Source organism: Tepidimonas sp. HKU77, from assembly GCF_049728535.1.
GTDB lineage: Bacteria > Pseudomonadota > Gammaproteobacteria > Burkholderiales > Burkholderiaceae_C > Tepidimonas.
Window position 1 is genome coordinate 1,309,307 of sequence record NZ_CP187300.1, and the last position, 22,387, is coordinate 1,331,693.

The following is a 22,387-nucleotide window of genomic DNA, read 5'->3' on the forward strand; positions in this document are numbered from 1 at the left end:
CAGGCAAGGAGAACGGAAGTGACGAAGGCAACGAGAGCGCGCTACACGCTGGAGTTCAAGCTGGAAGCGGTCAGGCTGGTCAAGGCTGGCCAGAGCATGGCGGCGACGGCGAAGATCCTGGGCATTGCGCAACAGACGCTGCACAACTGGATCCGTGCGGACCGAGACGGTCGTCTGGCGGGGGCTGGAAGCAAGCCGGTGAGCCCAGAGCAGATGGAGATCGCCAGGCTGCGCGCGGAGCTGGCGCGGGTCAAGATGGAGCGCGACATCCTGGGAAAAGCGACGGCGTACTTCGCGAAGGAGCGGGGGTGAAGTACGCCTGGATCGAGCGTAACCGCAAGCGCTGGCCCGTGTCGGTGGCGTGCGCAGTTCTGGGGGTGAGCCCCAGTGGGTACCACGACCACCGTGTGCGCCAGGCACGACCACGACGTGGGATCAGCAACGATGCTCTGCTGGTTCATATCCGAGCGATCCATGCCGAAACGCGTGGCGAGTACGGCTGGCCGCGGATCTGGAAGGAACTGCTGGCACGCGGCATTCGGGTGGGTAAGGAGCGCGTTCGCAAGCTCATGAGCCTGCACGGCATCCGCGCCCGAGGCAAGCGCAAGTTCAAGGCTACGACCGACAGCAACCACAAGCTGCCGGTGGCGCCGAACCTTGTGGATCGGCAGTTCAAGCCGGCCACGCCGAACGCCGTGTGGACGAGCGACATCACGTATGTGGCCACCGACGAGGGCTGGCTGTACCTGGCGGTGATCATCGACCTGTTCAGCCGCCAGGTCGTGGGCTGGTCGATGCAGCCGCACATGCGGCGCGAGCTGGTGATTGACGCGTTGCACATGGCCTGGTTCCGCCGCCATCCGCCGCCGGGACTGATATGCCACAGCGATCGCGGCAGCCAATACTGCAGTGCCGACTTCCAGAAGGCGCTGACCGGCTACGGCATGCGCAGCTCGATGAGTCGCAAGGGGAACTGCTGGGACAATGCGCCCACGGAAAGCCTGTGGGGCTCGCTCAAGGTGGGCAGGCTGCACGGCAAACGCTTCAAGACCCGGCGCGACGCCATGGACGAGATCGTCGACTGGCTGACGTTCTACAACCACCGGCGGCTTCATTCGTCGTTGGGCTATGTCAGTCCGATGCAATTCGAACGGGCTTGGCTTGCCGCCCAGAAAAGGCAGGCTGCGTAACGGTCTCAGCTATGGGATCCGGAACTCGCGGGCAAGGTCACTGGCATGGTTCTTGATACTTTGAGCTCATCTGCCAAAGATCGCACCACTATGGAGCACGCCAGGGTGAGCCAAGAGGCCGGGCCGAGTTCGGTTGCACAGTTTTGTGTCAAGCGCACAAGTGACGTGCATGTGCATGCAAGCCACCTGTCCGCCTGGGAGCAGCAGTACGAGCAAGTGTCGCGCGGGGTTTTCAGCGGTGTCGTGCGGGAGGTCGCCGCCCCTGGGCTGCAGGTGTTCGAAGAATGGGCTTCTTGCGCGACGGCCCAGCATTGCCGCCCCTGGTCGGGCGGGGTGTGGATTGGCATGCCCGTGCCAGAGGATACCCAGGGTCTGCGCTACATGGGCCGCAGTGTTGATAGCCAACAGTGGATGTGGGCGAACGATGACCAGGTTTTCGACCTTTTCGTGCCGGCAGGGGTTGGCCTTTACGGAGTGGTCTTGGACGGCCGCGACATGATGCGCCATCTGCACTGGCGAGATGGGAGAGGTGAGTGCGGCACCGGCCAGTCGTTTGCGAGCACGGGATGGTCTGGCATGCAGTTGCAGCACCTCACCATTGCCCAGCGCCAGCGATTGACCGGTTTGTTGCGCGAGGTGCTCAGTAATGTCGAACGTACGCCAGAGGTTTTGAGCCACGACGCCAGCCGCCAGGCGTTACACCATGCGGTGCTCACTGTTGTCTGCGACTTGGCGGTGCCCCGAGAGGTCCAGCCCGTGATGGTGGGGCGACATCATCGTCGCCTTACTCTCGTGCGGCGCGCGCGCGAGCTGATATTGGAGCGACCGCAGGACTTCTGCCATTTGACAGCACTGTGCGCTGCTCTTCACGTGACGCGGCGCACGTTGCAGAACTGTTTTCACGAGGTCATGGGTATCAGCCCTGCTGCATACCTGCGCGAGGTCCGCCTCAACGCTGTCCGCCGTGCCCTGCAAAGCCCGCCCCCGGCGGCCACCCAAAGTGCTCCACTTATGGCCACCCAAATTGCTCCACCTGACCAGTGGTGACCTGATGCATTGAGCTTGGCATGTTGGTCGCCCGCTGGCCGACAGGCAGGACGTTACTTTCACCCCCTCACCAACGAGGGGACCACCGGAGTGAACGTCTTGAAGCCACACTTGCAAACCACCATATGGACGCTGCTGGAGGCCAACGCCAGCCAGCGAGAGATCGAGCGGGTCACAGGTATCTCCCGTCACACCATCCGCGCCTACCAGCAACGCTTTGCGGCCGAACGGGCAAACTGCCCCGGGGTGGCCACCGGCTCTGAGGCGGTGGCCAGTCAAACTGCCCCACCCCGGCCACCGGCTCCTGCTGTTGCCCCTGCGCCACTGGCTTCCTCCCTGTGCGAACCCCACCGTGAGTTCATCCAGGCGCAGTTGCGTCTCAAGCGCAACGCCATGGCCATCTTCCAGGACCTGGTCGACCAGCACGGCTTTGCCGGCCAGTACAACTCCGTCAAACGCTTCGTGGCCCGACTGCGCCAGAAGGAGCCCGAGCAGTTCGACCGCCTGAGCTTCCTGCCCGGCGAGGAGATGCAGGTCGACTACGGCGAAGGCGCTCCCACCCGGGTGCCGGGTTCTGATCGGTACCGCAAACCCCGCCTGTTCGTGGCCACGCTGCGCTACTCGCGGGCAAGCTTTCGCTGCGTGGTCTGGAAGTCCAGCCACCAGATCTGGGCCGAGCTGCACGAGCGGGCCTTTCGCTTCTTTGGTGGTTGCCCCCAGTACGTGGTGCTGGACAACCTCAAGGAAGGCGTCATCACGCCCGACCTGTACGAACCCGAACTCAACAAGGTCTACGCTGCCACCCTGGCGCACTACCATGTGGTGGCCGACCCAGCCCGGGTACGCGACCCCAACCGCAAGGGCACGGTCGAGCACGCTATCGGCCACACCCAGGCCACGGCCTTGAAGGGCCGGCGCTTCGAGTCCATCGAGGCCCACAACGAGTTCCTGGCGCACTGGGAGAAGAACTGGGCGGCCAAGCGCATCCACGGCACCGAGCGGCGCCAGGTGCAGGCCATGTTCGAGGAAGAACGCGCCTACCTCAAGGCGCTGCCGCTGTTGGGCATGCAGTATTTCAGCGAGGTCGAGCGCACGGTGTGCGATGACAGTTGCGTGCGCGTCGCGCACAGCAGCTACGCCGCGCGCCCGGCGGCCATCGGATCGAAGGTGCTGGTGCGCATCTACGCCCAGCGCATCGAGATCCGTGAGGCCAGCACGGGCGATCTGCTGCGCACCCACCCCAAGGCCGAGCGTCCTGGCTCTGTCGTGCTGCCCCAGGACGAGCGGGTGTTCAACCCCTCGCGCGAGACCCGCTACATCCTGCGCCAGGCCAGCGAGATCGGCGAACATGCGGCCCGTCTGTGTGAGCTGCTCTTTGCCATCGAGGGGCGGGTCGGGCAGCGCAAGCTCTGGGGCATCGTGGCTCTGGTGCGGCGCTACCCGGCCCACTGCGTCAACGCCGCCTGTGCCCAGGCCCTGGAGCAGGGCATCTACAGCTACAAGCGCGTGCTGGCTTTGAGCGAGGGTCTTTTTGCCCAGGCGCTCGCCGCCATTGAAGCCCATGCCAGCGGTGACAACGGCGCGGTGCTCACCACCCCAGAGCTGACCCAGCAGCACGGGCTCATCCGCGATGTCGATGAGTACGGTGATCTCTTCGCGCACGCCGCAGCCACGGCCACGGCAACCGTATCCAGTACCACCGCTGCCACCACCACCGCACCGGGGAGCCTGGCATGAACCTGGCCGAGATCGAACGCGCGCTGCGCGAATTGCGCCTCTCGGGCATTGCCGAGACCCTGTCGACCCGCGTGATGCAGGCCCAGGCCAGCCAGGAGCCGTTCCTGGAGACCTTCGCCGCCATGCTGCAAGACGAGCTGGACCGGCGCCGAACGCGCCTGATGGAGCGCCGCTACAAGCGCTCGGGGCTGGATGAGAAGGTCACGCTGGCCGACTTTGACTGGCGCTTCAACCCCAAGCTGCCCAGATCGGCCTGCTTTGAGCTGCACACGCTCAAGTTCATCGCAGAGGGCGCCAATGCACTGATCGTGGGCAAGCCCGGCACGGGCAAGAGCCACTTGGCCAAGGCGGTGGCCTACCAGGCCACGCTGGCCGGTCACGATGTGCGCTATCTGGAGGCGGACACCGAGTTTGGCCGCTACGCGCTGGGCAATGCCACCGAGCGGGGCTCACTGCTCAAGGAGTGGGTGCAGCCCGACCTGCTGGTCCTGGATGACCTGTTCCTGGCGCGGCGCATCAGCGAGCACGCCGCCGAGGTGTTGCAGGCCATCGTGCACCAGCGCTACAAGTTGCGCAGGTCGATCGTGGTGACCTCCAACCGGGTGGTGCAGGACTGGGGTAAGTATCTGGGCGACGCCACCATGGCCACCACCATCCTGGACCGCCTGATGCACCGCTGCGCGATGCTGGAATTCGAGGGCAAGAGCTACCGCCTCAAGGAGGCCGCCGCGCGCATCGCCATCAGCCCTGAAGCCTCATAATTCGACCGTCCTGCCTGGAGCAGTTTGACCGGCCACAAGTGGGGCAGTTTGGGGTGGCCATCGGGGGCGCTGGAGGCGCAGCACACCATCACCGAGATCGCTGCTCGCTGGGGCTTTTGGCACATGGGCCACTTCGGACGGGAGTACAAGACGCTCTTCGGCGAGACGCCCTCCCAAACCCGGGCGGGGTGGCTTGAGGTCAAATAAAAAATAACTTGATGAGTTCAAGTTCATTTTGAAATACTTAATGCCGTAGCGCATCGGGAGCACACTCGCGTGTAACGAGAGGAGTGCTGCCGATGATCTTGACTGCCCCCAGCTTCACCGCCGGCCTGGTGATGAGCCTGTCGCTCATCATGGCCATCGGCCCGCAAAATGCGCATGTCATCCGTACCGGCTTGCAGCGGCGCCACCTGTGGCTGACCGTGGCCACGTGCGCGGTGGCCGACATCGTGCTCATCGCCGTGGGCGTGGCCGGTCTGGCGCAGTTGGGCGGCTTGTCGGACAAGCTGCACGGCGCGTTGATCGGGGCCGGGATCTTGTTCCTGCTCGTCTATGGTTACCAAGCGGCGCGGCGCTTCTGGTATGGGCCGGCGGCACCCCAGGTGCCCGCCATCGGTACGCCGGCCGCGCAGCCGACCAGTGCGCTGCAGGCCGTTGGGGCCGCGCTGGCGTTTTCCTGGCTCAACCCGCACGCCTGGCTGGACACGGCCGTCCTCATCGGCACTGCGTCACTGGCGTGGGGCGCGCAGCAGCCCATCTTCGGCCTGGGGGCAGCGACCGGCTCGGTGGTGTGGTTCTTGCTGTTGGGCGGCGCGGCGTTTTGGTTCGGGCGGCGGCTGAATTCGCTCAAGGTCTGGCGCGCACTCGACGGCCTGGTGGCCCTGATGATGTGGGGCACGGCAGCGGCCCTGTTCATCAGCCTGTTCGAATGATGGAATCTGAGGAGGAGACGACCCATGTCCACGATGACCCTGCGCGCGCCCCAGCGCCGCGCGCCCGACGCACCGATCACGATCTTCGGCCCGGATTTTCCCTTCGCCTATGACGAATGGCTCACTCACCACGCCGGTTTGGGCCGCGTCCCGGTTAGCCGTTACGGCACCGAGGTGGCCATCGTCGGCGCCGGCATGGCGGGGCTGACCGCGGCGTATGAGCTGATGAAGCTGGGCCTCAAGCCCGTGGTGTACGAGGCCTCGCGCATGGGCGGGCGGTTGCGCTCGCAGCCCTTCGAGGGCGGGCAGGGCGCGATTGCCGAGCTGGGCGGCATGCGTTTCCCGCTGTCCTCCACGGGTTTTTACCACTACGTCCATCTGTTGGGGTTGGGCAGCCGGCCGTTCCCCAACCCGTTGACGCCTGCGGCCAACTGCACCGTCATCGATCTGGAGGGCCAAACCCACTGGGCGCGCACGCTGCAGGATCTGCCACCGCTGTTCCAGGAGGTGGCGCAAGCCTGGGCCGACGCGCTGGAGGAGGGCGCGGGTTTTACCGCGCTGCAAACCGCCATGCGCGAGCGTGACGTGGAGCGGGTCAAGGCGCTGTGGGATGCGCTGGTGCCGCGCTGGGACGACCGCACGTTCTATGACTTCGTCGCGCAATCGAGTGCATTTCGTCGCTTGAGCTTTCACCACCGCGAGGTGTTTGGGCAGGTGGGCTTTGGCACTGGGGGGTGGGATTCGGACTTTCCCAACTCCATGCTCGAAATCCTGCGCGTCGTGCTCACCGGTTGCGATGAAAACCAACACTACATCGTCGGCGGTGTGCAACAGGTGCCCATGGGCCTTTGGCAGCACGCGCCGGCGCGCATCGAGCACTGGCCGCAGGGCACCACGCTGGCCCGCCTGCACCACGGGGCACCGCGCCCGGGAGTGCGCGCCATCCAGCGTGGGGGCAACGGCCAGCTGGAAGTGACCGACACCTGGGGCACGACGCGCCGCTACGAAGCGGTGTTGGTCACGTGCCAGAGCTGGCTGCTCACGACGCAGATCGCGTGCGAGGAATCGCTGTTTTCGCACAAACTCTGGATGGCGCTCGACCGCACGCGCTACATGCAGTCGTCCAAGACCTTCGTGATGGTCGATCGCCCGTTTTGGAACGACCTGCGCGCCAACGGCTGGCCCGTGATGGGCATGACGCTCACCGACCGCCTCACGCGCGGCACCTATCTGTTCGACAACGGGCCCGATAAGCCCGGCGTCATCTGCCTGTCGTACGCGTGGATGAGCGACGCGCTCAAGATGCTGCCCTACGACAGCACGAAGCGCGTGCAACTCGCGCTCGACGCGCTGCGCAAGATCTACCCCGACGTCGACATCGCCAGCCATATCATCGGTGACCCGATCACCATTTCGTGGGAAGCCGACCCCTACTTTTTGGGCGCCTTCAAAGGGGCGCTACCCGGCCACTACCGCTACAACCACCGGATGTACGGGCATTTCATGCAGGACGCGCTGCCCGAGCGCGAGCGCGGTATTTTCTTGGCGGGCGACGACATTTCCTTCACGCCGGCGTGGGTGGAAGGCGCGGTGCAAACGGCCCTCAACGCGGTGTGGGGCATCGTGCGTCACCTGGGTGGTGCCAGCCATCCGGACAACCCCGGCCCCGGGGATTGGTATCCGCACATCGGGCCCGTGGCGCTGCCGGATTGACACCGTGCACGGAGGGAATCTGCCGGACACAGGTTGCGCTACGCTTGCAGACATGGACGCACGGATGCAAACGGAGAACGACCGCGCGTGGCCAGCGCAATCGCTGCGCATTGCCCTTTGGCAAACGCCCCACCCCGCGCCTGGGAACGCCGGCCATGCACTGGCGTGCCTGGATGCCGCAGCAGCACAAGCCGCGCAACAGGGTGCGCACTGGTTGGTCACGCCCGAAATGTTGCTGTCGGGCTACTTGATCGATCCCGCGCAGTTGGCTGCGCTTGCGCAACCGGCTGACGGCCTCTGGGCGCAGGCGGTCGCGGCCATCGCACAGCGGCACCGTGTGGGCATCGTCTATGGCTGGCCCGAGTCGCACCCCGCGGGCGCTCGACCCTACAACGCAGCGCAAGCCATCGGCCCCGACGGGCAGCGGCTGGCCCTGCACCGTAAAGTGCACCTGTTCGGCGCGGCAGACGCCGAGCGATTCTCGCCGGGCGAGGAAGTGGGTACCCCGTTTGACTGGGAAGGCTGGCGCATCGGCCTGTTGATCTGCTACGACGTCGAGCAGCGTGCCGCCGTTCGCGCCCTGGCGGCGCAGAGGGCGGACGTGATTTTGGTGCCCACGGCCAACATGCTGCCCTACGACGACGCGCCGTTGCTGACCGTGCCGCGGCTAGCGGCCGAGCACCACGTGGCCATCGCCTATGCCAACGCCTGTGGCGCGGAGGGCCGCACCCAATACGGCGGCTTGAGCACACTGGCCGGGCCGCGGGGCGAAGTGCGAGCTCGCGTGGGAAGGGGGGAGGCGCTGTTGGTGGCCGAGGTGTTGCGTTGAGGCGACACCTCCCCTGCTCACCCCCAAAACCCCTCTCGCCCATACTGCTCCTTGAGGAAATCGATCCACGCGCGCACCCGCCGCGGCAGGTGGCGCGCGCTGGGGTAAACCGCGTAGATGCCGTTGGGCGGGGCGGCGTAGTCGTCCAGCACGCTGACCAACCGGCCGGCGTCGATGTCAGCCTGCACTTCCCAGGTGCTGCGCCAGGCCAGCCCTAGGCCAGCGATGCACCATTCGTAGAGCACTTGGCCGTCGGTGCAGTCCAGCGGGCCGCGTGGGCGGATGTGAATGACCTTGCGCCGCCCGTCGGCTTCCGTCATGGTAAACGCCCAGCCGCGCGTTTGCGAAGCGTCCGAGGACAGCACCAGGCAGTCGTGCTGTAGCACGTCGTGCGGCGTGCGCGGGGTCCCGTGCCGACGGAGGTAGCTGGGTGCGGCCACCACGAGACGCCGGTTGTCCGCCAAACGGGTGCTGATGAGCGTGGAGTCGGGCAGGTCACCCACGCGCACGGCGCAGTCGTAGCCTTCGGCCACCAGATCGACCAGGCGGTCGCTCAGGTTGAGCGAAACGGTGACCTCCGGGTGGCGCGCGCGAAAGAGCGGCACCAGCGGCGCCACACGCTGGCGCCCAAACCCTGCAGGGGCGGTGATGCGCAAGTGGCCGCGCACGGTTTGGCCGCCGGCGCTGACGTTGGCCTCGGCCTGCGCGAGCTCGGCGAGCAAGCGCTGACAATCCTCCAAAAAGGCGCTGCCTTCCGGCGTCAGGGTCAGCCGCCGCGTGGTGCGCACCAGCAGCTTGACGCCCAAATGCTCCTCTAGCGCGTCCAGCCGCCGACCGATGATGGCGGGCACCACGCCCTCGGCGCGCGCGGCGGCGGCGAGGCTGCCGCGCTGCGCCACCGAGACGAAGGTTTCCATGGCCTTGACGCGGTCCATGGCGCTGATTATTCAACAAAAAGTCATGGCTGACGAGGGCGGCATGGGCTCGATTTCGCCCCGGCAATGCCCTACAGTTGCAGCATCCGTATCTGCCCCGACACGTCCCTCCCGGGCGCGCCGGGTGAAGGATTGACACCATGGAGAGCAACCGAATGACGACTTCTCGTATCCCCGTGGGCCGCTTGCAGGTGGCCGAAGTGCTGTATCGCTTCATCGAAGACCAAGCGCTGCCCGGCACCGGCATCGACAGCGCGCGCTTTTGGCAAGGGTTCGACGCCATCGTGGCCGATCTGGCCCCCAAGAACCGCGCCTTGCTGGCCGAGCGCGACCGCCTGCAGGCCGAGCTGGACAAGTGGCACAGCGCGCACCCCGGACCCATCCAAAACCCGCAGGCGTACCGCCAGTTTCTGGAGACGATCGGCTACCTGGTGCCGCCGCCCGGCGACGTGCGCGTGACCACGGCCAACGTCGACGCGGAGCTGGCCACGCAGGCTGGCCCTCAGCTGGTGGTGCCGATTCTGAACGCGCGCTATGCGCTCAACGCCGCCAATGCGCGCTGGGGCAGCCTGTATGACGCGCTCTACGGCACCGACGTCATCCCCGAAGACGACGGCCGCGCCAAAGGGCCGGGTTACAACGAAAAACGCGGTGCCGAGGTGATTGCCTACGCGCGCCGTGTGCTGGACGAGGCCGCGCCGCTGGCGCAGGGGTCGCACGCCGATTCGGTGGCCTACACCGTCGACGGCGGTGCGCTGCGTGTGCGCCTGCGCGACGGCAGCGTCACTGGCTTGCGCGAGCCGACCCATTTCGTGGGCTACCAGGGCGCGGGCGAGGCGCCGTCGTCGGTGCTGTTGCGCCACCATGGGCTGCACCTGGACATTCGCATCGACCGTCAACACCCCATCGGGGCGACCGACCCTGCCGGCGTGTGCGACGTGGTGCTGGAAGCGGCGTTGTCCACCATCCTGGATCTGGAAGATTCGGTGGCGGCGGTCGATGCCGAAGACAAGGTGCTGGGCTACCGCAACTGGCTGGGCATTTTGCAGGGTTGGTTGACGGAAAGCTTCGACAAGGGCGGCCGCATGCTCACGCGCGGTCTGAACCCGGACCGCCGCTACCGCACGCCGGACGGCCAAGGTGAACTGGTGCTGCCCGGGCGTTCGCTGCTGTTCGTGCGCAACGTGGGGCACCTGATGACCAACCCGGCCATCCTGTACACCGACGCGGACGGCCAGGTGCGCGAGATCCCGGAAGGCATCATGGACGCCGTGGTGACCACCACCATCGCGCTGCACGACCTGCAAGGGCACGGGCGCTTGCCCAGCGGTGAGGCGATCCGCAACAGCCGCGCGGGCAGCATCTACATCGTCAAGCCCAAGATGCACGGGCCGCGCGAGGTGGCGTTCGCCAACGAGCTGTTCGCGCGCGTCGAGCAGTTGCTGGGCCTGCCGGACAGCACGGTCAAACTCGGCATCATGGACGAGGAGCGCCGCACCAGCGTCAACCTCAAGGCGTGCATCGCCGCGGCCAGCAGCCGTGTGGCGTTCATCAATACCGGCTTTTTGGACCGCACGGGCGACGAGATCCATACCGCGATGCTCGCCGGCCCCATGATCCGCAAGAACGACATGAAGACCAGCGCCTGGATTGCCGCCTACGAGCGCAACAACGTGCTGGTGGGCCTGAAGTGCGGCTTGCGCGGGCGCGCCCAGATCGGCAAGGGCATGTGGGCCATGCCCGACCTGATGAAGGCGATGCTGGAGCAAAAAGTCGCCCATCCCAAGGCCGGTGCCAACACCGCCTGGGTGCCCAGCCCGACGGCGGCCACGTTGCACGCGCTGCACTACCACCAGGTCGATGTCGCCGCCATCCAGCAAGCGCTGGAACAAATCGACGCCGACGCCGAGCGCGACACCCTGCTGGCCGGGCTGCTGACCGTGCCCGTCAGCCCCAACCCGCACTGGAGCGAGGCCGACAAGCAGCAGGAGCTGGACAACAATATCCAGGGCATCCTGGGCTACGTGGTGCGCTGGGTGGACCAAGGGGTGGGGTGTTCCAAGGTGCCCGACATCAACGACGTCGGCCTGATGGAAGACCGCGCCACGCTGCGTATCAGCAGCCAGCACGTGGCCAACTGGCTACACCACGGTGTCGTCACACCCGAGCAGGTGCGCGCGACCTTCGAGCGCATGGCGGCGAAAGTGGACCAGCAAAACGCGGGTGACCCCAACTACCGCCCCATGGCGCCGCACTTCGAGCAGAGCATGGCGTTCCAGGCTGCGCTGGATCTGGTCTTCAAGGGCAAGGAGCAACCCAACGGCTACACCGAGCCGCTGCTGCACGCTTGGCGTCTGAAGGTCAAAGCGGCGCGCGCGGGGGCCTGAGGACTCCCGTCAGCGGCCGACGGCCCGGCGAAATTGGGCGCGCAGGTGCCATCCGTCGGGCTGACGGTCCCGCTGCAGCACGATGCCGCCGTCGGTGTGCGCGAGCTGCTGCGCCAACAGCCACACCACGCCGTCCTCTCGAGCGGCATCGGCCGTGTCGGCATCGCTGGACGCGACCGACAGCTCGAGCCAACCCGAGAGGCCGCCGAGCGCAGCGCCAGCGCCGACCACGCTGTCCACGGCCCGCGGCTCGACGCGCCAATCCAGGCGGTTGCCGTGCTGCAGCCCCCACTCCAGCAGCGTCTGCACTAGGCTGTAGGCCAGCGTGGGATCGATCAACAGCTCCACCGGGTGCAGTTGCCGGACCACCGTCACGCCAGCCAGTGCCAGCTCGTCGCGCCGTTCTTGCAACACCGATTCGACGATCTGCGCGAGGTCGATCTTTTCGTGCGTCTGGCGCACCTGGCCGCTGTGCAGCCGCACGATTTGCTGCGCCTGGATGCTGCAGCGCTTCAGGCGCAATGCCGGCTGTGCCAGGATGTGGTACTCCGCCTCGCTGAGGCGGCCGCGCTGCACCAGCAGCGCCAGCCCGCGCAGCAGATGATCGACCGAATCGACGGCCTGGGTGGTGACCGCCACAGCCAGATCTGGCCAGTGGGGTGCCAGGCGCCAGTCGGCTGGCTCGACGCGGCTAGGCGTCGGCGAAGGCGGGGGCAGGGTGGTGGACAACACGGGCAATGATCGGGGCGTGCAGAGCAAAGGGGCAAAAGACAAGCCAAAGCAGTGTAGCCCAGGCGCCAACCCGTCACAATAACGGTCATGAACGCATCCGACACCTCCTGCCATCCACCCGCTCCGTACCCGCTGTCGCGCCCGCGCCGCCTGCGCCGGGACGTGTTTACCCGCAACCTGGTGCGCGAGCACCATCTGACGGTGCACGACCTGATCTACCCCGTGTTCGTGCTCGACGGCCAGGGCCGCCGCGAACCGGTGGCGTCCATGCCCGGGGTGGAGCGCCTGAGCTTGGACCAGTTGCTGCCGGTGGCCGAGGAGTGCGTGGAGCTCGGCATTCCCGTCATGGCGCTCTTTCCGGTCATCGACCCCGCGCTCAAAACCCCGGACGGGCGCGAGGCCTGGAACCCCGACGGGCTGATTCCGCGCGTGGTCGCCGAGCTCAAGGCGCGCGTGCCCAACCTGGGCATAATGACCGACGTGGCGCTCGACCCCTACACCAGCCACGGTCAAGACGGCCTGCTGGACGACAGCGGCTACATCGTCAACGACGCCACCGTCGAGGTGCTGGTCAAGCAGGCGCTGGTGCAGGCGGCCGCCGGCGTGGACATCGTGGCGCCCAGCGACATGATGGACGGGCGCGTGGGCGCCATCCGCCAGGCGCTGGAGGCGCGCGGGTACGTGCACACGCGCATCATGGCCTACAGCGCCAAATACGCCAGCGCCTTCTACGGCCCGTTTCGCGACGCCGTGGGCAGCGCCGCCAACTTGGGCAAGGCCGACAAAAAGGTCTACCAGATGGACCCGGCCAACACCGACGAGGCCCTGCGCGAAGTGGCGCTCGACCTCGCCGAAGGCGCCGACATGGTCATGGTCAAGCCCGGCATGCCCTACCTGGACGTGGTGCGGCGGGTGAAGGAGGCGTTCAAGGTGCCCACCTTCGCCTACCAGGTCAGCGGTGAGTACGCGATGATCAAGGCGGCAGCCGCCAACGGCTGGCTCGACCACGACGCGGTGATGATGGAGGCGCTGCTGGCGTTCAAGCGCGCGGGTGCCGACGGGGTGCTGACCTACTTCGCGCGCGATGCCGCGCGCCTGCTGCGTGCCCAGGCGCGGCGTTGATGTACCGATCGATGAAACACCTGCAACCCACCGAGGCCTGGCGCTGGCTGCAAGCGCAGGCCGATCAGCCACCCGAGCGCCGTCCGCTGTTCGTGGACGTGCGCATGGAGATCGAGTCGCTCTACGTCGGGCGGCCGCCGGGCGTGGTCAACATCCCGTGGTACGAATACCCCGACTTGCGACCCGACCCGCAGGACTTTGCGCGCCGTGTGGAGCAAGAGGCGGGTGACAAGACCCGGCCCATCCTGCTGATCTGCCGCAGCGGCAAGCGCACGCTGGACGCGGGCGCCGCGTTGGAAGCGGCGGGCTTTACGGACGTGGCGCACGTGGTGCACGGCTTCGAGGGCGAGCTCGACGAGCATTTCCATCGCTCCAGCGTCAACGGCTGGCGCTTCGAAGGGCTGCCCTGGGAACAGATGTGAGCATGGCTCCGTCAGTGGCCGAGCTGCGGGCGCAGGCGCACGCGGTGCTGGCCGAGGTGTTCGGTTACCACGCCTTTCGCGGTCAGCAAGCCGACATCGTGGCGCACGTGGCGGGAGGCGGCGATGCGCTCGTGCTCATGCCCACCGGTGGCGGCAAGTCGCTGTGTTACCAGATTCCGGCCATTCTGCGCCAGCGCGCCGGTCTCGGGGTGACGGTCGTCGTCTCGCCGCTCATCGCCCTGATGCACGACCAGGTCGGCGCGCTCATCGAAGCCGGGGTGGAGGCCGCTTACCTCAACTCCAGCCTCACGCCCGAGCAAGCAGCGGCGGTGGAGCAGCGCCTGATGCGTGGCGAGCTCACGCTGCTCTATGCTGCGCCGGAGCGCATCGTCACCCCGCGCTTTTTGGCCCGACTGCAGGCGCTGCACGATGCCGGACGGCTGGCGCTGTTTGCCATCGACGAGGCGCACTGCGTCAGCCAGTGGGGGCACGATTTTCGGCCGGAATACCGCGAGCTGGCGCTGCTGCCCGAGCGCTTTCCCGGCGTGCCGCGGGTGGCGCTAACGGCCACCGCCGACGCCATCACGCGCGCCGACATCGCCACCCACTTGCGGTTGGAGGGGGCAGCCACCTTCGTGGCCAGCTTCGACCGGCCCAACATCCGTTACACCATCGTGGAAAAGCGCGACAGCCTGCGCCAGCTGCTGCGCTTCATCGAACGCGAGCACGGCGGCCCGCACGGCCACGACAGCGGCATCGTCTACTGCGCGTCGCGGCGCAAGGTGGAAGACGTGGCCGCGCGCCTGCAGGCCGCAGGCCTGCGCGCCTTGCCCTACCACGCGGGCTTGGACAACGCCACGCGCCAGCGCCACCAAGACCGCTTTTTGCGCGAGGACGGCCTCATCATGGTGGCCACGATCGCCTTTGGCATGGGCATTGACAAGCCCGACGTGCGCTTCGTCGCGCACCTGGACCTCCCCAAAAACATCGAGGGCTACTACCAGGAGACGGGCCGCGCTGGCCGCGACGGCGAGCCCGCCGACGCCTGGATGGCCTACGGTCTGCAAGACGTGGTACAGCAGCGCCGCTTGATCGACGACAGCCCTGCTGACGAGGCGTTCAAACGCGTGCTACGCGCCAAGCTCGACGCGCTGCTGGCGCTGGCCGAGTCCACCGACTGCCGCCGCCAGCAGCTGCTGGCCTACTTTGGCGAGTCGAGCGCCCCATGCGGCAACTGCGACAACTGCCTGCAACCCCCACAGACCTGGGATGCGACCGAGCCCGCACGCAAGCTGCTGTCGTGCATCTACCGGCTGCAGCAGGCGGGTGCGGCGTTCGGCGCCGGACACCTCATCGACGTGCTGCGCGGCCAAGCCACCGACAAAGCGCGCCAGCACGGCCATACCGCGCTGTCCACGTTCGGCATCGGGCGCGAGCTGGACGAGACCCAGTGGCGCGCGCTGTTGCGCCAGCTCATCGCCGTGGGCGCGGTGCAGGTGGCAGGCGAGTTTCACACCCTGCACCTGACGCCGGCGGCGCGCCCGATCCTGCGCGGCGAGCAAAGGGTACGCCTGCGGGTGTCGACGGCGAGTGCCGGCGAGCGCCGCGCGCGCGACCGCGATGAGCGACGCCTGCGCGCCGTGGCCAGCGACGCCCGGCTGCCGCTGCAAAGCCGCGAGGTGCTGGCCGCCCTCAAGGCGTGGCGCGCGGCGGTCGCGCGCGAGCACGACCTGCCGGCCTACGTGATCTTTCACGATGCCACCCTGCGCGCGATCGCCGAGCGGCTGCCGCGTCACGCGCACGAGCTGCTCGATATCCCCGGCCTGGGCGACAAGAAGCGCGAGGCGTACGGCCGCGAGGTGCTGCGCGTGGTGGCCCAAACGCTACCGATCACCGACAAGGGCGCGTCTGCGCACCCGGTCGTCGACCTGATGGCGAAATGAGCATTCAGTTGCCGCTTCCCCGTAACACGGCGCAATGATCGACCGACGGCGTGGCCGGGGTGAGCCAGATGGCATCCACGCTGGCTTCGTGCGCGCTTTGGCGATGGTTGGCGCTGACCATGGCGACGGTCACGAGCACACCCGGTGCGTCGGCCGCCGCGCCGTGGCGCTGCAGGTGAACCGGCACGCCCCGGTCGCGTCGCACGTGCTGCTGTCCCGCCACCAGCACCGTCGTCTGGCCGACGCGCGAGCGCTCGCGCAGGGTGGTGGCCATGGCGTCGTCGCGCGCGAGCTGGATGCGCGCCATCGGCACCCATTGCGTCGGCGGCAGCTGCCCGCAGTGGCCCTCGTCGATGGCGCGCAGCAGCGCCTCTTGCGCCGGTGTGGGCAGCATTTGGTCCCAGTACGCCTCGCGCATCACCCGTGCGTGCTCGGTGCGGGGCAGGTTGCCGCCCCACACCGGTATGCCGGCGCGCACCGCGGCCATCACCATCGGCCCGTAGCGCTGCCAGGGCCATCCACTTTCGTTCCAGCGCAGGGCTTGCCGGACGGCCTCTTCCGTGCTGTCGGCCGCCAGCCCCTCCGTGCCATGGCCGCGCTCGGCCATCTCGATGACGAGCGCGTGCAGCCGCCCTTGCTCGGCCAGCGCCTGCACCACCCACGCATGCAGACGCTGGTGCATGTCGGCATCGTGCTGCTCGCCGAACAGCAGCCAGCGCGGCGTGCCCAGTGCCTCGAGCCGGGCTCGCAGCCAGCGTTGCGGCTGCTCGGGGTCGAGCACCGCGAACGGCTCGGGCGCGGCCATCGTCGGCGCGACGGCGCCCACTGCGCAACACGCGGCGGCTGCCATCAGCCAGGATCGGCGCGTCAGAGCGGGAGCATTCATACCCCATCATAGTCCGGGATGCCGATATGATGCAGCCACGCCGCCCCCGCGGCGCATCGCCTTTGTGGTTTTCGACCGGAGCAAACACCTATGGCCAAAAAAACCGCCCGTACCCCGAATCCCAGCCGCGCCCTCGACATCGGCATCGACGCGGCTGACCGCGCAGCCATTGCCGAAGGCCTCAGCCGCCTATTGGCCGATACCTACACGCTGTACCTGACCACGCACAATTTTCACTGGAACGTCACGGGGCCCATGTTCAATACGTTGCATGCCATGTTCATGCAGCAGTACACCGAACTGTGGAACGCGGTCGACCCGATTGCCGAGCGTATTCGCGCGCTGGGGCACATCGCGCCGGGCTCGTACGCCGAATTCGCGCGCCTGAGTTCCGTGCCGGACGCGCCGGCGCAGCCGCCCAAGGCGCTGGAGATGGTGCGCCTGCTGGTGCAAGGGCACGAAGCGGTGGCCCGCACGGCACGCAGCCTGTTTCCGCTGGTGGACAAAGCCCATGATGAACCCACGGCCGATTTGCTGACGCAACGGCTGGCGGTGCACGAGCAAACCGCCTGGATGCTGCGCAGTTTGCTGGAGGAGTAAGCGCCAACCGTTGCCGCTCGCCAGCGGCTGCCTGCGGATGGCAGCAGGGGCATCCCGCCCCTGTTTTTAGTGCACCACGACCGGCGTTTGCGCCAGCGACGCGTAGCGCTCCAGCGTGTCCTCGACTTCTTCCTGGGTGGGCGTGTTCTGTTGCCAGGCCTCGATCTGTTGCTGAAACAGCTCGGCCCAGGAGCCATCCAGGTACACCTCCTTGCCGGAGCGCTTGTCCACGATCTCGAACCCGTGGCGCGGCAGCACCGGCCGCGGGGTGTCACTGTCGGCCGCGCTCGCCACCTCCTGGGCGTTGGCCAGGATGTGGACCACCGCGAAACTGTCGGAGTTGTAGAGCATGTGCATGGCCACACTATCCTCGAAAGACGGAATCCCTGCAAGCAGCGGGTCCACTGGGGTGGGTGGTGTCCGCTGACGTACCGGATATCGGGTCGTGGCCGGCGTTTTTCAAGGGGATGCCGTGTGGCGCCATGCACGCAACTGTTGATCGACCCGGTCGCCATTGGCCTGCTGCAGCACGAGGCGCACCGGCAGGCCGGGCAGCGCTGGGCTGAACCACAGCTCGACGCCCAAGCCCCGCTCGGCGGTGCCCGTGGCGCTGCGACGCAGCCGCAGGGTGTCGAACTCGCCCGCAGGCAGCGCGAGGCGCTCGTGCTCGACGACTTCGAACGTCCAGGTCTCGACCTGGTTCGAGCCCACGACGGGAAGCGACCAGCGCTCGCCGGGCTGAGCACCGTCCACCCAGGGCCCGAGTTGGATGAATACCGATAGCCGATCCTGGGTACCGGCGGGCAGCCCGTCGAGCCGCGCGCCGTCATCCGACAAGGCGCTCGCCATGGCACCGCTGGCCGCCCACTCGAACGTCAGTCCGCGCGTGCGGCGGGCGCGGTCCTCGAAGCGCAGTGGCTGCAGGCCTTGGTGCGAGAGGGTGCCCACGCTGGATTGCGTGCGCGTGCCGACCAGAAACGCCCGTAACGTCAGTTCGGCGCGGTAGCGCTCACCGTCCCGCTGCCAGTCCAGCGTGGCTTGCGCGCGGTAGTTCAAGCCACGCGCTTCGCCGAGCACGTCGTAGTGCAGTTGGGCAGAGGGAGGCGGTTGCCACGCCGCGACCGTGTTGCCGGGGCTTGCTGGGCGCAGGGGTGCAGCCTCGGCTACCGTCAGCGCTTCGGGCGGCTGCGGTACTGCACCGGGGGCCTCGGCGACGCCGGGTGCCTCGGCGGGGGTGGAGGGGGGCTCGGCCAGCGCGGGGCTGGTGTTTGCCGTGCGCGACGGCAAGCCATCGTCGCGAGGCTGTGGGGGCGTTTGGGCAGCGGCCGGTGGGGTGCGTGGACGGGCGTCGGGGGGCCTCGGTGCAGGGGGCTTTGACTGGGGCTTTGACTCCAACGGGGCGGGGCGAGCCGACGGCGCCAGCAGCGCGGCGGCCACCACGGCCGCGCGTGCGCCATCGGGGCCGCGGCCCGCGGGGGACGCGGGCGGCCACAGCAGCGCCAGCGCCGCCGCATGCAACGCGACGACACCGGCCACGGCAGCGGCGATGCGCAGACGCGGCGCGAGCAAGACGCCGACCTTCATGGACGCGATACTAGCGCCTGCATCGCACATTCGGGAGAAGCCACCCATGAAGCTCGCCACCTATCGCGACGGCAGCCGCGACGGACAGTTGGTCGTCGTCTCGCGCGACGGCGCGCTGGCGCACTACGCCACCGGCATCGCCGACACGCTGCAGCAGGCGCTCGACGACTGGAATTTCATCGCGCCGCAGTTGCACGATCTGGCGGTCACGCTCGATCACGGCAAAGCGCGGCACGCGTTCGCGTTTGACCCGCGCCAGTGTGCGGCCCCCTTGCCGCGCGCCGTGGGCTGGTGGGCGCCCGAGCCCGACGGCGACGAGCCGCTGCCGTGGCGCAGCGATGCCCTCTGGGGGCCGGTGCAGCCGCTGCCGGCGGTAGCAGGGGTGGCCGACGTCGCCCCGACGCTGGCGGCCATTTGCGGCGATGTGGGGGCAGGGGTCGAGGCGTCGGCGGCGCTAGAGGGGGTGCGGCTGCTGGCGCTGGCCTGCCTGTGGCGCCACGGCTACGATGCCCCCGAGCGGCCCTGGGGCGTCAGCGTCGCGCCGTGCGTGGTCACGCCCGACGAGCTGGGGTCGGCGTGGCGCGACGGGCGGCTGGCGCTGAGCGTGATCACGGTCTGTCAAGGGCGCAAGCTCGGCATCGCGGACGGCGCCGACCAGCCCAACTCATTTGGGTCGTTGTTGGCCAACGCAGCGCGCTGGCGGGGGCTGGCAGCGGGGGTCGTGGTCGCGGGTGGGGTACTGCCCACCCCGTGTATCGAGGGCGATCCGCCCACGTGGCCGCGTGGTTACGCCTCGCTGGCGATGCGCCGGGCTGCCGAGGCGCGCGCCCTGGGCCACATCAGCACGCCCTGGTTGACGGCGGGCGACCGTGTCCAGATCGAAGCCCGCCTGCCCGACGGGCGTGAGCCCTTCGGCGCGATCGACGTGACGTGGCCCGCCGCCGGTCAGAGTGACGGCGTGGCCACGGGGTGGCTGCGCTCGTAGCGGGCCTGGCAATCCAGGCAGCGCAGGGCGGTGGGGGCGGCGTGCAGGCGTGCCGCGGGGATCTCGGCGCCACAATCGATGCACAGCCCGTACGTGCCCTGGCGAATGCGCTCCAGCGCGTCGTCGATGGCGCGCAGCTCGGCGGTTTCGCGCGCATCCAGCGCCTGCGCCAGATCGCGCTCGCCGTCGACCTGCGACCAGTCCCCGCTTTGGATGTCGTGGGGATCCGGGGCCGCCTCGGCGCGGCCGATCTTGCCGCCACGCTGGGCCCGAATCTGGGCGATCAGCTCGGTGCGCATCTGCTGCAGTTGCTGGGCGAAGGTGTCCGAGATGGGTTGGCTCATGGGATCCTGGTGTCTGATGTGTGGCCCCGCGGGCCGATGCTGGAATTGTGGCCACATTCCGCGCGCCGCACCAGTGGGGTTGGTGCAGGGTTTGATGCCGATCAAGCCGCTGCGGTGCTCGGGTGGGGTATCGCGGATGGGCGCCCTGTGGCATGCTACGGTAACCTTCACGCCAGTTGGCGCCCGCCGCGCCTGGGAGCCCGTCATGACCTCGCCCGATTTCAGCGCCTTGCACGCCGCGTTCGCTCCCTATGCCCGCTACGTTCCCGGGTTTGCCTTTTTGCAAGGCTTGGCCGGGCGTGACGCCGCGCCCGAGGCCCCGCCCGTGGCCCAGTGGGTCGCGCCCGTGTTCGACCCCGACGAGCTCGAGCGCCGTATTCGCGATTTGAAGGCCGTGCACTTTTGGCTCGAGCAAAACGCCCGCGCGCTGCAGGCCACGATCCAGGCGCTGGAAGTGCAGCGCATGACCCTGGCGACGCTCAAGGGCATGAATGTCAGTCTGGCCGAAATGGCGCAGGCCCTGGCGGGCGGCCCTGCAGTGGCGTCGGCCGCCACTGCCTCCGGCGCCGCGCAGACCCCCGACGCACCCTGCGGCGAGCCTTCCACCGCCGCGGCAGGGGCGCCCGCGCCCGCCGTGCCCGGCGTCGATCCCGTGCGCTGGTGGCGCGCGTTGACCGAGCAGTTTCAGGGCATCGCCGCGCAGGCCATGCAGGACATGGCCCAGCAGGCTGCCCCCGACCCGAGTCCGCCCGAGCCGCCGCCAGCCCCACCACCTGCGGCGCGCCCCAAGCGTGCCCGCCCCCCGGCCAGCGCCTCGGCGCCAGCGGCCTTGCGCCCGGCTTCTGCACGGGCTTCTTCACGGAGGTCCCGCTCGTGAAGCGATTCGTCTGTGCGCACGCCACCCACCCCCAGTGGCCGGTGGCGGCGGCGCTGGTGGTCACGCAGCTGCGGGCCCAGTTGGCGGCGCGGGCGTCGGCGGCACCCGCGGCCGGAGGTGGCGCTACCCACGGCGGCGACGCGGGTCACACCACCACGCCGCTGGCGTTGGTGTATCTGACCGACCACTACGCGGGCGCGGCCGCCGAGATCCTGGCGTATCTGGGCGCCGAGCTGCCCCAGGTGACCGATTGGGTGGGGGCGGTCGGCGTGGGCATTGGCGCCACGGGGGTCGAGTACTGGGACGAGCCGGCGCTGGTGGTGATGCTGTGCGACCTGGCACCGGGCCGCTACCGGGTGTTCAGCGGCGTCGCCCCCCTGGGCGCGACGCAGGGGCCGGAGGGTTTCGTGCCCCAAACCGCGCTGGTGCACGCCGACCCCACGGCGCCCGACCTGACCGAGCTGCTGCAGGAGCTGGCCGAGCGTACGCTGGGCCACTACCTGTTTGGTGGCTTGGTCGCCAGCCGGGCGGGTTCGGTGCAGATGGCGTGTGCGAGCCAGGGCGGCCTGGCCGGGCACGGGCGCGAGGCTGCGGTCGGCTTGTTTCGTGGCGGCTTCAGCGGCGTGGCCTTCGGCCCGGACGTGGGGATCGTCTCGCGCGTCACACAAGGCGTGCGCGCGGTCGGCCCCGCACACCGGGTGAGCGCCGCCCACGCCAATCGGGTCGAGTCGCTCGACGGCCAGCCAGCGCTGGATGTGGTGTTGCAAGACCTGGGTTTGTCACTGGACGATCTGACGGCCGTCATCGGCCGCCTGCGCCAGACGCTGGTGGGCCTGCAGGCGCCGGTCGCACGCCCCGCGTCGGCCGCCGCGCCGCTGACCGGTCGCGTGCCGCTGCGCCTGGGCGACGACGTGCTGGTGCGCCACCTGGTCGGCATCGATCCGCTGCGACGCGCGGTCGTGGTTGCCGACGAAGTGCCCACCGGCGCTCTGTTGACCCTGTGCGAGCGCCACGTGCAGGCGGCGCGGGCCGACTTGGTGCGCATCTGCGCCGAAATCCGCGACGAGCTCAGCCCCGAGGGGGACGACACGACCGACCCCACCCAGCGCATCGCCGGGGCCATCTACGTCAGTTGCAACGGGCGCGGCGGTGCCCACTTCGGTGGCCCCAGCGCGGAGTTGCAGATCGTGCGTCAAGCCTTGGGAGATGTGCCGCTGGCGGGCTTTTTCGCCGCTGGCGAGATCGCCCATCACCGTTTGTATGGCTATACCGGCGTGTTGACCGTGTTCGTGGCCGATGCGGCGGATCCCTCGGGCGCGGCTGGTTGAGGGTGGTGGTTGAAATCGCGGCCACCGCCC

21 protein-coding genes and 1 pseudogene are annotated in these 22,387 nt (G+C 68.4%); 16 read left to right on the forward strand and 6 right to left on the reverse strand.

What is annotated here, in order from left to right:
• Nucleotides 1–18: 18 nt before the first annotated feature.
• From ACPP3B_RS06275 to ACPP3B_RS06310, 8 genes and pseudogenes are all read left to right on the forward strand, one after another.
• A protein-coding gene (locus ACPP3B_RS06275; RefSeq protein ID WP_424859250.1) for an IS3 family transposase occupies nucleotides 19–1,190 on the forward strand; the annotation gives its coding sequence in 2 pieces (ribosomal slippage) (nucleotides 19–274 and nucleotides 274–1,190; 1,173 coding nt in all).
• A 105-nt stretch (nucleotides 1,191–1,295) separates the two neighbouring features.
• The gene (locus ACPP3B_RS06280) at nucleotides 1,296–2,237 is read left to right on the forward strand and encodes a helix-turn-helix domain-containing protein (RefSeq protein WP_424860071.1); all 942 of its coding nucleotides are present in this window, start codon (nucleotides 1,296–1,298) and stop codon (nucleotides 2,235–2,237) included.
• A gap of 90 nt (nucleotides 2,238–2,327) precedes the next feature.
• Nucleotides 2,328–3,974: an IS21 family transposase gene (istA, locus tag ACPP3B_RS06285; protein ID WP_424859216.1), complete on the forward strand. Its 1,647-nt coding sequence runs from the start codon at nucleotides 2,328–2,330 to the stop codon at nucleotides 3,972–3,974.
• On the forward strand, nucleotides 3,971–4,735 hold the full coding sequence (gene istB / locus ACPP3B_RS06290; RefSeq protein WP_045786199.1) for an IS21-like element helper ATPase IstB: 765 nt from the start codon (nucleotides 3,971–3,973) through the stop codon (nucleotides 4,733–4,735). The genes istA and istB overlap by 4 nt, the downstream gene beginning before the upstream one ends.
• Before the next feature lie 84 nt (nucleotides 4,736–4,819).
• Nucleotides 4,820–4,942 (forward strand): annotated as a pseudogene (locus tag ACPP3B_RS06295) (helix-turn-helix domain-containing protein); the annotation flags it as partial.
• Between the two features lie 92 nt (nucleotides 4,943–5,034).
• Nucleotides 5,035–5,670, forward strand: coding sequence for a LysE/ArgO family amino acid transporter (locus ACPP3B_RS06300; RefSeq protein WP_424860072.1), 636 nt, complete (start codon nucleotides 5,035–5,037; stop codon nucleotides 5,668–5,670).
• Between the two features lie 24 nt (nucleotides 5,671–5,694).
• Nucleotides 5,695–7,383: a flavin monoamine oxidase family protein gene (locus ACPP3B_RS06305; RefSeq protein WP_424860073.1), complete on the forward strand. Its 1,689-nt coding sequence runs from the start codon at nucleotides 5,695–5,697 to the stop codon at nucleotides 7,381–7,383.
• Between the two features lie 64 nt (nucleotides 7,384–7,447).
• On the forward strand, nucleotides 7,448–8,212 hold the full coding sequence (locus tag ACPP3B_RS06310; RefSeq protein ID WP_424860074.1) for a nitrilase-related carbon-nitrogen hydrolase: 765 nt from the start codon (nucleotides 7,448–7,450) through the stop codon (nucleotides 8,210–8,212).
• A 17-nt stretch (nucleotides 8,213–8,229) separates the two neighbouring features.
• Here ACPP3B_RS06310 and ACPP3B_RS06315 read toward each other — a convergent pair whose 3' ends face one another.
• Nucleotides 8,230–9,147 (reverse strand): LysR family transcriptional regulator, encoded by a 918-nt coding sequence (locus ACPP3B_RS06315; protein ID WP_424860075.1) that lies wholly within the window; start codon nucleotides 9,145–9,147, stop codon nucleotides 8,230–8,232.
• A gap of 155 nt (nucleotides 9,148–9,302) precedes the next feature.
• Between ACPP3B_RS06315 and ACPP3B_RS06320 the strand changes: the two genes are divergently transcribed.
• Complete coding sequence (locus ACPP3B_RS06320; protein WP_424860076.1) at nucleotides 9,303–11,534, forward strand: malate synthase G; 2,232 nt, start codon at nucleotides 9,303–9,305, stop codon at nucleotides 11,532–11,534.
• Between the two features lie 9 nt (nucleotides 11,535–11,543).
• On the opposite strand, the gene ACPP3B_RS06325 is transcribed toward ACPP3B_RS06320, so the two are convergent.
• A complete protein-coding gene (locus ACPP3B_RS06325) occupies nucleotides 11,544–12,266 on the reverse strand; it encodes a hypothetical protein (RefSeq protein WP_424860077.1) in 723 nt (240 codons plus the stop codon).
• 87 nt (nucleotides 12,267–12,353) lie between these two features.
• Between ACPP3B_RS06325 and hemB the strand changes: the two genes are divergently transcribed.
• From hemB to recQ, 3 genes are read left to right on the forward strand one after another with little or no spacing between them, the layout of a single operon-like run.
• A complete protein-coding gene (hemB, locus tag ACPP3B_RS06330) occupies nucleotides 12,354–13,388 on the forward strand; it encodes a porphobilinogen synthase (RefSeq protein ID WP_424860078.1) in 1,035 nt (344 codons plus the stop codon).
• An 11-nt stretch (nucleotides 13,389–13,399) separates the two neighbouring features.
• Nucleotides 13,400–13,810 carry a rhodanese-like domain-containing protein gene (locus ACPP3B_RS06335; RefSeq protein WP_299020127.1) on the forward strand — a complete coding sequence of 137 codons (411 nt, stop codon included), beginning with the start codon at nucleotides 13,400–13,402 and terminating at the stop codon, nucleotides 13,808–13,810.
• 2 nt (nucleotides 13,811–13,812) lie between these two features.
• Nucleotides 13,813–15,753, forward strand: a complete 1,941-nt coding sequence (recQ, locus tag ACPP3B_RS06340; protein WP_424860079.1) for a DNA helicase RecQ — start codon at nucleotides 13,813–13,815, stop codon at nucleotides 15,751–15,753.
• Nucleotides 15,754–15,757: 4 nt separating this feature from the next.
• On the opposite strand, the gene ACPP3B_RS06345 is transcribed toward recQ, so the two are convergent.
• A complete protein-coding gene (locus tag ACPP3B_RS06345) occupies nucleotides 15,758–16,639 on the reverse strand; it encodes a ChaN family lipoprotein (protein ID WP_299020132.1) in 882 nt (293 codons plus the stop codon).
• 90 nt (nucleotides 16,640–16,729) lie between these two features.
• On the opposite strand from ACPP3B_RS06345, the gene ACPP3B_RS06350 reads away from it, so the two are divergent.
• Nucleotides 16,730–17,239, forward strand: coding sequence for a Dps family protein (locus ACPP3B_RS06350; protein ID WP_299020134.1), 510 nt, complete (start codon nucleotides 16,730–16,732; stop codon nucleotides 17,237–17,239).
• A gap of 66 nt (nucleotides 17,240–17,305) precedes the next feature.
• Here the strand turns inward: ACPP3B_RS06350 and ACPP3B_RS06355 are convergent, their stop codons facing one another.
• Together ACPP3B_RS06355 and ACPP3B_RS06360 are read right to left on the reverse strand one after the other, a co-directional pair.
• Entirely contained in the window at nucleotides 17,306–17,596 is a 291-nt protein-coding gene (locus ACPP3B_RS06355) for a BTH_I0359 family protein (RefSeq protein ID WP_299020136.1), read from the reverse strand.
• 102 nt (nucleotides 17,597–17,698) lie between these two features.
• Nucleotides 17,699–18,823 carry a DUF3108 domain-containing protein gene (locus ACPP3B_RS06360; RefSeq protein WP_424860080.1) on the reverse strand — a complete coding sequence of 375 codons (1,125 nt, stop codon included), beginning with the start codon at nucleotides 18,821–18,823 and terminating at the stop codon, nucleotides 17,699–17,701.
• Between the two features lie 46 nt (nucleotides 18,824–18,869).
• Here ACPP3B_RS06360 and ACPP3B_RS06365 point away from each other — a divergent pair, with 46 nt between their 5' ends.
• Entirely contained in the window at nucleotides 18,870–19,808 is a 939-nt protein-coding gene (locus ACPP3B_RS06365; protein WP_424860081.1) for a fumarylacetoacetate hydrolase family protein, read from the forward strand.
• On the opposite strand, the gene ACPP3B_RS06370 is transcribed toward ACPP3B_RS06365, so the two are convergent.
• A complete protein-coding gene (locus ACPP3B_RS06370) occupies nucleotides 19,769–20,152 on the reverse strand; it encodes a TraR/DksA family transcriptional regulator (RefSeq protein WP_299020142.1) in 384 nt (127 codons plus the stop codon). The genes ACPP3B_RS06365 and ACPP3B_RS06370 overlap by 40 nt on opposite strands.
• A gap of 205 nt (nucleotides 20,153–20,357) precedes the next feature.
• Between ACPP3B_RS06370 and ACPP3B_RS06375 the strand changes: the two genes are divergently transcribed.
• Complete coding sequence (locus ACPP3B_RS06375; RefSeq protein ID WP_424860082.1) at nucleotides 20,358–21,029, forward strand: PhaM family polyhydroxyalkanoate granule multifunctional regulatory protein; 672 nt, start codon at nucleotides 20,358–20,360, stop codon at nucleotides 21,027–21,029.
• Nucleotides 21,026–22,357 carry an FIST signal transduction protein gene (locus ACPP3B_RS06380; RefSeq protein WP_424860083.1) on the forward strand — a complete coding sequence of 444 codons (1,332 nt, stop codon included), beginning with the start codon at nucleotides 21,026–21,028 and terminating at the stop codon, nucleotides 22,355–22,357. The genes ACPP3B_RS06375 and ACPP3B_RS06380 overlap by 4 nt, the downstream gene beginning before the upstream one ends.
• Nucleotides 22,358–22,387 lie beyond the last annotated feature (30 nt).